Origin of the sequence: Jiangella asiatica, assembly GCF_004349065.1 — a bacterium.
Lineage (GTDB): Bacteria > Actinomycetota > Actinomycetes > Jiangellales > Jiangellaceae > Jiangella > Jiangella asiatica.
This window is the reverse complement of record NZ_SMKZ01000101.1, coordinates 1-8,011: the sequence shown is the minus strand read 5'-3', so window position 1 is coordinate 8,011 and position 8,011 is coordinate 1. Positions and strand designations below refer to the sequence as shown.

Genomic DNA, 8,011 nt, shown 5'->3' with positions numbered 1-8,011 from the left:
CGCCCCAACAGAACAACCCCGGTCCGGCAGCACCCGCCGGCCAGCCCGCGCCGGGCAATCCAGGCAATCCAGGCCGAGCAGCTGGCCAGCCCGCGAACCCCGGCGAGCCCGCGCCTCCCGGTCCTCCCGCGGGTCCCGGCCCGCATGCAGACCCGAATCCGGCCACCGACCCCGGGCCGGGTGACACGACGGCGCCGGGCCGGGTGGCCGCCGCGAAGGCCGCCGCGGCCAAGGCGGCGGCGCGGCGCGGACAGACCAGCGGACCCGCCGAGACCCAGCTGGCCACCGGGCCGGCGCATGTCGCCACCGACGCCGATGCCGACCCCGACGACGAGGACCTCCCCGACGACGGCGTCTCCGAGCGCGAGCTGCTCGAGCGCACGCTCGGCGCCACCGTGATCGCTGAGATCGAACACGAGTAGGAGCAGGCACGGTCCAGAAAGACCGGATGGTGCGGTGACGTAGGCTCGCTGATGTCATCACCGCGTGTGCGACACCACCCCCTGCGACGGCGAGGAGGCAGCCGTGTTTCCGCCTGGATCCGAAGGCTTCGACATGGGCCAGCTGCTGCAACAGGCTCAGCGTATGCAGGAGCAGCTCATGTCCGCCCAGCAGGACCTCACTGAGGCCGAGGCCACCGGTTCGGCCGGCGGTGGCCTGGTCCGCGCCACGGTCACCGGTGCCGGTGAGCTGACTGACCTGCAGCTGGACCCGTCCGTCGTCGACCCCGAGGACGTCGAGACCCTCGCCGACCTCATCATCGCGGCAGTCCGCGACGCGCATGCCGAGATCCAGCGCAAGGCGCAGGAGCAGCTCGGCGCCATAAATGCCGACGTCGCCGGCCTGCTCGGCGGAGGCGGCGCGGAGGCCAACCCGCTGGCCGGCCTGTTCGGCGGCGCCGCGGGTGGTCCCGGCGGCGCGATCCAGGGCTCCGTCGTCGACGACGATGACGACGAGCGGCCCGGTGGCTCGGCGCCGTCCGGCCAGGGCACCTGAGCCGAGGCGAGCATCATGTACGAAGGCGTCGTCCAGGACCTCATCGACGAGCTCGGGCGGTTGCCCGGGGTCGGTCCGAAGAGCGCCCAGCGCATCGCGTTCCACCTGCTGGCCGCCGACGCCGACGACGTCCGCCGGCTGGTGGCTGCGCTCACCGAGGTCAAGGAGAAGGTCCGGTTCTGCTCCACCTGCGGCAACGTCGCCCAGCAGGAACAGTGCCGCATCTGCCTCGACCCGCGGCGCGATCCGTCCGTCCTGTGTGTCGTCGAGGAGCCGAAGGACGTGGTGGCCATCGAGCGCACCAGGGAGTTCCGCGGCCGCTACCACGTGCTCGGCGGCGCCATCAGCCCCATCGAGGGTGTTGGCCCGGACGACCTTCGGGTACGTGAGCTGATGACCAGGCTCGCCGACGACACCGTCCAGGAGATCATTTTGGCCACGGACCCGAACCTCGAAGGCGAGGCGACGGCCACGTATCTGGCCCGAATGATCAAGCCGATGGGGTTGCGCGTGACGCGGCTAGCCAGTGGACTTCCGGTAGGCGGTGATCTCGAGTACGCCGACGAGGTCACCCTGGGCCGTGCGTTCGAAGGACGGAGACTGCTCGATGTCTAGTGCTGCAGCCCGGTCGGCGGTGAGTTCGGCCGACGAGTACGCCGATTTCGCCGCCGAGATCGCCGACCAGATCGAGAGCTTCCTGCTCGCGGTCCGCGAGATCGCGCGCGGAAGCGACCCGGGCAGCACGTTGTCGCTGTTGTTGCTTGAGGTCAGCCAGCTGTGCCTGGCCGGTGGCCGGCTCGGCGCCATCAGCGACGTCGTCCCGGACGAGCGCTTCGAGCCCGACGCGGGCCCGGACGCAGACGTCGACGAGTTGCGCGAGCGCATCGCGGCCTTGCTGGATCCCGTCGACGGCTACGTCGAGGTCGTCGACCCGGTCGACCCGGAGCGCGGCGCCACCGGCTTCCGGCTCTCCGACGACCTCGCCAGCATCGTGCAGGACCTCCTGCACGGGTTGTCGCACTACCGCGACGGCCGCGTCATCGAGGCGCTGTGGTGGTGGCAGTTCTCCTACCTGTCGTCGTGGGGCTCCACCGCCGGTGCGGCGCTGCGCGCGCTGCACTCGCTGATCGCACACACCCGGCTCGATCACCACGAGGAACGCATCGACATCGCGCAGGAGACCCTCCTTCCGGTGCAGGCCGAACTCTGATCGTCCCGTCCCGCGATCCGGACGTCTCGGGGCACAGCGATCAGGTCGCCTAGACTGCCATGGGCATATTCGGATGTGGGAGGAGTGTGCCGTGGGACTGGTCGTCCAGAAATACGGCGGATCCTCCGTCGCCGACGCCGCCGCCATCAAGAGAGTGGCGCAGCGGATCGTGGCCACGAAGAAGGAAGGCCACGAGGTCGTCGTGGTCGTCTCCGCCATGGGCGACACGACCGACGAGCTACTCGACCTCGCCGAGCAGGTATCCCCGGTGCCGTCGGCACGCGAGCTCGACATGCTCCTGACCGCCGGCGAGCGCATGTCCATGGCGCTGCTGGCCATGGCGATCGGCGACCTCGGACACGAGGCCCGCTCGTTCACCGGCAGCCAGGCCGGCGTCATCACCGACTCCGCGCACGGCCGGGCCCGCATCATCGACGTCACGCCCGGGCGCATCCGCCAGGCCCTCGACGGTGGCGCCATCGCGATCGTCGCCGGCTTTCAGGGCGTCAGCCAGGACAGCAAGGACATCACCACGCTCGGCCGGGGCGGCTCCGACACCACGGCTGTCGCGCTCGGCGCGGCCTTGGACGCCGACGTATGCGAGATCTACACCGACGTCGACGGCATCTTCACCGCCGACCCCCGCATCGTCTCCGCCGCTCGCCGGATGCCGCACATCACGTACGAAGAGATGCTCGAGATGGCCGCGTGCGGCGCGAAGATCCTGCACCTGCGCTGTGTCGAGTACGCGCGCCGGTACCGCATCCCGATTCATGTGCGTTCGAGTTTCTCGACGCTGACCGGCACGTGGGTGTCCGATCCGATCAATGGAAGTGAGCAGGCCGACATGGAGCAGCCGATCATCTCCGGCGTCGCACACGACCGCAGCGAGGCGAAGATCACCGTCGTGGGCGTGCCCGACAAGGTGGGCGAGGCCGCCACGATCTTCAGTTCCGTCGCGGCCGCCGATGTCAACATCGACATGATCGTGCAGAACGTCTCGGCCGTGGACACCAACCGCACCGACATCTCCTTCACGTTGCCGGCCACCGACGGCCGCAAGGGCATGGAGGCGCTGACGGCCATCCAGAGCGCGGTCGGTTTCGAGTCCCTGCGCTACGACGACGGCATCGGCAAGGTGTCGCTCATCGGCGCCGGCATGCGCAGCCACCCGGGCGTGAGCGCCAAGTTCTTCAGCTCGCTCGCCGACGCCGGCGTCAACATCGAGATGATCTCCACGTCCGAGATCCGCATCTCCGTGGTGGTGCGCGGCGACGACGTCGACACCGCGGTCAGCGCGATCCACCGTGCCTTCGACCTCGACGCCAGCCAGGTCGAGGCGGTCGTGTACGGAGGTACCGGGCGATGACCGACAGCAGCCGCCCCACCCTTGCCGTCGTCGGGGCCACCGGTGCCGTCGGCACCGTCATGCGCGACATCCTCTCCACCCGCCAGGACGTGTGGGGCGAGATCCGGCTCGTCGCCTCCGCTCGCTCGGCCGGTCGCCGGCTCACCGTCCGCGGTGAGGAGGTCGAGGTCCAGGAACTGACCGCCGACGTCTTCGACGGCGTCGATGTCGCCATGTTCGACGTTCCCGACGAGGTCTCCGCCGAATGGGCGCCGGTCGCCGCCGAGCGCGGCGTCGTCGTGGTCGACAACTCCGGCGCGTTCCGCATGGACCCCGACGTCCCCTTGGTGGTGCCCGAGGTCAACGCCCGGATGGCGCGCCAGCGCCCGCGCGGCATCATCGCCAACCCGAACTGCACCACCCTCACCATGGTCGTGGTACTGGGTGCGCTGCACGCCGAGCTCGGGCTGACCGCCCTGCACGCCGCCTCCTACCAGGCCGCGTCCGGCGCTGGGCAGGCCGGCATCGACACCCTGCACGACCAGGTCAACAAGGTCGCCGGCAACCGGGAGCTCGGCACCCACCCGGGCGACGTGCGCCGCGTCGTCGGCTCCGAGCTGGGCCCGTTTCCTGCGCCGCTCGCCCTCAACGTCGTCCCGTGGGCGGGTTCGCTGAAGAACGATGGCTGGAGCTCGGAGGAGTTGAAGATCCGCAACGAGGCGCGGAAAATCCTCGACCTGCCCGACCTCAAGGTCTCGGCCACGTGCGTGCGGGTGCCCGTTGTCACCACCCACTCGGTCGTCATGCAGGCGACGTTCGAGCGCGAGGTCAGCACCGAGCGGGCCTGGGAGATCCTGCGCGACGCCCCCGGCGTGGTGCTCTACGACGACCCCGGCCGCGGCGAGTTCCCCACCCCGGCCGACGTCGTCGGCACCGACCCCACCTGGGTCGGGCGCATCCGCCGCGCCCTCGACGACCCCCAGTCGCTGGAGCTGTTCGTCTGCGGCGACAACCTGCGCAAGGGCGCCGCTCTGAACACCGCGCAGATCGCCGAGCTGCTGGCCGCCGAGCTCACCGCCGCCTGACCGCCGCGGACCTCGCGGTGTGTGGCCTGGCCTAGCGCTGTGGCAACCCCGTCACGGTCCATTGTTGCGGCGCCGCCGGCCCTGGGGTCAGGAGAGGCGGGACTTGACGGCCGCGGCGACCTTGGCGCCCTCGACCCGGCCGAGGACCTTCGGCTGCACGATCTTCATGACCCTGCCCATGTCGCGGGGCGACTCGGCGCCGGCTTCGGCGATTGCGGCGACGACGATCTCGTCCAGCTCGGCGTCGGTGAGCGGCTGCGGCAGGTACTCGGCGATGACGGCGGCCTCGGAGTCCTCCTGACCGGCGCTGTCGGGCCGGCCGCCGGTGCGGAACGCCTCCGCGGCCTCACGTCGCCGCTTGGCCTCGCGGGTCAGCACGACGGTGATCTCGTCGTCGGTCAGTTCGCGTGCTTGGGAACCGGCCACCTCCTCGGTGCCGATGGCGGCCAGCACCATCCGCAGAGTGGCCTTGCGCACCTCGTCCTTGGCGCGCATGGCTTGGGTCAGGTCGGCTCGGAGACGGTCCTTGAGTGCTGCCATGCGCCTTAGTCTGCCGGGTCCGGGCCGCCCGCCGCTCGAAGGGTTCCGAGGGTGCTGATCAGCGGCCGTACGACGGCGGCATGCCCGGCCCGGAGCACGGCGCGGGCCTCGCCTCGTGGACGAGCTCTCGTTCCCCGGCCGGCTCGCCGCTCGGCACGCCGACAGGCTCGCCCGCCGGCGGCGTGGTGGGTGGCTCGGTGAGCGCGTGTGGGCGCAGCGCCGCGGCGGACAACGCACCCAGGACCAGCAGCCCGGCACAGGCCAGCATCGCGATCTGGTAGGCGTCGGTGAGCTGGTCCGGGTCGGCGTAGGCCTCGCCGGACAGGCCAGCGACGGCGGGCAGTGCGGCGACCGCGATCAGTCCGGCGGCACGGGAGACGCCGTTGTTGACGCCGCTGGCGATCCCGGCGAGGTGTTGCGGCGCGGCGGCCATCACCGTCGCCGTCAAGGTCGGGACGAGAGTCGTGAGTCCGATGCCGAGGAGGGTCACGCCCGGTAGCACGTCGACCAGATAGCTGTCGCCGTCGTCGACGGCGGCCAGCAGCGCCACGCCGACGGCGCCGCAGGCCGAACCGATGACCAGCGGCGGCCGTACCCCGAACCGCTTGGCGAGTTCGGCGGAACGGCCGGAGAACAGCAGCATCAGCAGCGTGGTCGGGATGGTCGCGATGCCGGCCTCGAGCGGGCTCCAGCCCAGTGACACCTGCAGCTGCATGACCAGGAAGAACATGACGCCGGAGAGCCCGGCGTAGACCGCGAACGTCATGATGTTGATGCCGGTGAACGTGCTGTCGGAGAACAGCGACAGCGGCACCATCGGATGCTCGGCGAGCTTCTCGCGGTAGATGAACGCGACGGCGGCCAGCACCGACAGCACCGCCATGGTGACGTTCAGCGCCGACGCGCCCGCGTCCGGCCAGCTGATCAGCGCATACGTGCTGGCGCCGAGAGCCACCGCCCCAAGCGCCGCGCCGGCGGCGTCGAAGCGTCCGGTGGCCGCCTCGTCCTTGCTCTCCGGCGCACTGGCGGTGATCAGCCACACGGTCAGCGCCGCGAGCGGGACGTTGATGCCGAACACCCAGCGCCAGTCGTACTCCAGCAACCAGCCACCGAGCAGGGGGCCGAGAACGCCGGACACTCCGGTCAACCCGGCCCAGGCGCCGATGGCGCGGGCGCGGTCCTCCTGGTGCATGGTGGTCTGCAGGATCGCGAGCGCACCGGGCGTCAGCAGCGCGCCGCCGATGCCCTGCAGCGCCCGAGCGGCGATCAGGATCTCGGCCGTCGGCGCCAGCGCGCACAGCACGGACGCGACCGTGAACCAGACGACCCCGACGGTGAAGATGCGCCGGCGGCCGAGCCGGTCGCCGAGCGAGCCGCCGAGCAGGATCAGCGCGGCCAGGGTCAGCGTGTAGGCGTTGACCGTCCACTGGAGCTGGGCCAGAGTGGCGTCGAGCTCACGCCCGATGGTCGGCAGTGCGACGTTGACGACTGTGCCGTCCAGGAACGCCATCCCGGAGCCCAGCGCCGTCGCGGTCAGGAGGGCCCGCCCGCGAGGACTGCTGAGCCGCACGCCGTCGTCCATGGGAAGGAGCGTAGCTGGCGAATCGGTCCACGTGGGCCGGTGCGACTGTGGGAGCCTGGGAGGCATGGTCGTGAAGCGTGTCGCGCTCGGGATGGCCGTGGCGGCCGCTTCCGGGCTCGCCTACGCGGCCGGCTACGAGGTCAGATCGTACCGGCTGCGGCGCTTCGACGTGCCGGTGCTCGCGCCGGGCAGCCGCCCGCTGCGGGTGCTGCACCTGTCCGACCTGCACCTGACGCCTCGGCAGCGCGGCAAGGCCGCGTGGGTGCGGCAGTTGGCGGCGCTGGAGCCCGACCTGGTGGTGAACACCGGCGACAACCTCGCGCACCCGGACGCGGTGCCAGCGGTGCTCGACACCCTCGGCCCGCTGCTCTCCATCCCGGGCGTGTTCGTCTTTGGCTCCAACGACTATTACGGGCCGCGCCCGAAGAACCCGGCCCGGTACCTGCGGCGGCTGGACAAAATCCACAACGAGAACGCGCGCGACCAGTCCGACGCCGTCGAACTGCCGTGGAAAGAGCTGCGGGACGAGCTGCGGGCGGTCGGCTGGCTCGACCTCAACAACGCGCACGGGTCCCTGACGGTTGACGGCCGCAGGCTCGCCTTCGCCGGCGTCGACGACCCTCACCTCGGCCGCGACCGGCTCGACGACGTGGCGGGACCGGCCGACGACGAGGCCGACCTCACCGTCGGCGTCACGCACGCACCGTACCTGCGGGTCCTCGACACCTTCCGCGCCGACGGCTACCGGTTGCTGCTCGCCGGGCACACCCACGGCGGCCAGCTCTGCCTGCCCGGCGTGGGCGCCCTGGTCACCAACTGCGACCTCGACCGCCGCCGGGCCAAGGGCCTGTCCCGCCACCCCGCCGTCGGCGGCGCGGATGCCGCCTGGCTCCACGTGTCCGCCGGACTCGGCACGTCCCCCTACGCCCAGGTCCGGTTCGCCTGCCCGCCCGAGGCGACGTTGCTCACCCTGACCGGCTCCCGGTGACCGACTGCTGCACCGGATTTCGATCCAGGGCTCGGCTCGGATATGCTGACCCGGCAGATCGGGGTGTGGCGCAGCTTGGTAGCGCGCTTCGTTCGGGACGAAGAGGTCGCAGGTTCAAATCCTGTCACCCCGACCATGTGATGTCTCGGGACATCGGAATGGCTCGAACCTGCGGATTGTGGGTTCGGGCCGTTCGTCATTTCCGGGTTGGTCCGGGTGGGCGGCCGGTGGGCTGGTAGATGCGTGTGGGGTCCAGGACGAG

At 71.0% G+C, this 8,011-nt stretch carries 8 protein-coding genes, 1 tRNA gene and 1 pseudogene; 8 read left to right on the top strand and 2 right to left on the bottom strand.

Going from position 1 to position 8,011, the window contains the following annotated elements:
* The 6 genes and pseudogenes from E1269_RS34005 to E1269_RS31620 form a co-directional block, all read left to right on the top strand.
* Nucleotides 1–422: pseudogene (locus E1269_RS34005) on the top strand (hypothetical protein); the annotation flags it as partial.
* Nucleotides 423–525: 103 nt separating this feature from the next.
* Entirely contained in the window at nt 526–996 is a 471-nt protein-coding gene (locus E1269_RS31640) for a YbaB/EbfC family nucleoid-associated protein (protein WP_239001096.1), read from the top strand.
* 15 nt (nt 997–1,011) lie between these two features.
* Nucleotides 1,012–1,611 carry a recombination mediator RecR gene (gene recR / locus E1269_RS31635; RefSeq protein ID WP_131902174.1) on the top strand — a complete coding sequence of 200 codons (600 nt, stop codon included), beginning with the start codon at nt 1,012–1,014 and terminating at the stop codon, nt 1,609–1,611.
* Complete coding sequence (locus E1269_RS31630) at nt 1,604–2,206, top strand: DUF5063 domain-containing protein (RefSeq protein WP_131902172.1); 603 nt, start codon at nt 1,604–1,606, stop codon at nt 2,204–2,206. Before recR ends, E1269_RS31630 begins: the two co-directional genes overlap by 8 nt.
* Nucleotides 2,207–2,297: 91 nt before the next feature.
* Complete coding sequence (locus E1269_RS31625) at nt 2,298–3,575, top strand: aspartate kinase (RefSeq protein WP_131902170.1); 1,278 nt, start codon at nt 2,298–2,300, stop codon at nt 3,573–3,575.
* Nucleotides 3,572–4,639, top strand: coding sequence for an aspartate-semialdehyde dehydrogenase (locus tag E1269_RS31620; protein WP_131902168.1), 1,068 nt, complete (start codon nt 3,572–3,574; stop codon nt 4,637–4,639). Before E1269_RS31625 ends, E1269_RS31620 begins: the two co-directional genes overlap by 4 nt.
* Before the next feature lie 87 nt (nt 4,640–4,726).
* On the opposite strand, the gene E1269_RS31615 is transcribed toward E1269_RS31620, so the two are convergent.
* Nucleotides 4,727–5,179 carry a GatB/YqeY domain-containing protein gene (locus E1269_RS31615; protein WP_131902166.1) on the bottom strand — a complete coding sequence of 151 codons (453 nt, stop codon included), beginning with the start codon at nt 5,177–5,179 and terminating at the stop codon, nt 4,727–4,729.
* Between the two features lie 58 nt (nt 5,180–5,237).
* Nucleotides 5,238–6,761, bottom strand: a complete 1,524-nt coding sequence (locus E1269_RS31610; RefSeq protein ID WP_162606720.1) for an MFS transporter — start codon at nt 6,759–6,761, stop codon at nt 5,238–5,240.
* 64 nt (nt 6,762–6,825) lie between these two features.
* Between E1269_RS31610 and E1269_RS31605 the strand changes: the two genes are divergently transcribed.
* Together E1269_RS31605 and E1269_RS31600 are read left to right on the top strand one after the other, a co-directional pair.
* On the top strand, nt 6,826–7,749 hold the full coding sequence (locus E1269_RS31605) for a metallophosphoesterase (RefSeq protein ID WP_131902162.1): 924 nt from the start codon (nt 6,826–6,828) through the stop codon (nt 7,747–7,749).
* Between the two features lie 59 nt (nt 7,750–7,808).
* Nucleotides 7,809–7,885: transfer RNA gene (locus E1269_RS31600), tRNA-Pro, on the top strand.
* Nucleotides 7,886–8,011 lie beyond the last annotated feature (126 nt).

Bases quoted from the DNA above. Each gene is read 5' to 3' on its own strand.
- recR (WP_131902174.1), top strand. From the start codon at position 1,012: ATGTACGAAGGCGTCGTCCAGGACCTCATCGACGAGCTCGGGCGGTTG.
- E1269_RS31630 (WP_131902172.1), top strand. From the start codon at position 1,604: ATGTCTAGTGCTGCAGCCCGGTCGGCGGTGAGTTCGGCCGACGAGTAC.
- E1269_RS31620 (WP_131902168.1), top strand. From the start codon at position 3,572: ATGACCGACAGCAGCCGCCCCACCCTTGCCGTCGTCGGGGCCACCGGT.
- E1269_RS31615 (WP_131902166.1), bottom strand. From the start codon at position 5,179: ATGGCAGCACTCAAGGACCGTCTCCGAGCCGACCTGACCCAAGCCATG.
- E1269_RS31610 (WP_162606720.1), bottom strand. From the start codon at position 6,761: ATGGACGACGGCGTGCGGCTCAGCAGTCCTCGCGGGCGGGCCCTCCTG.
- E1269_RS31605 (WP_131902162.1), top strand. From the start codon at position 6,826: ATGGTCGTGAAGCGTGTCGCGCTCGGGATGGCCGTGGCGGCCGCTTCC.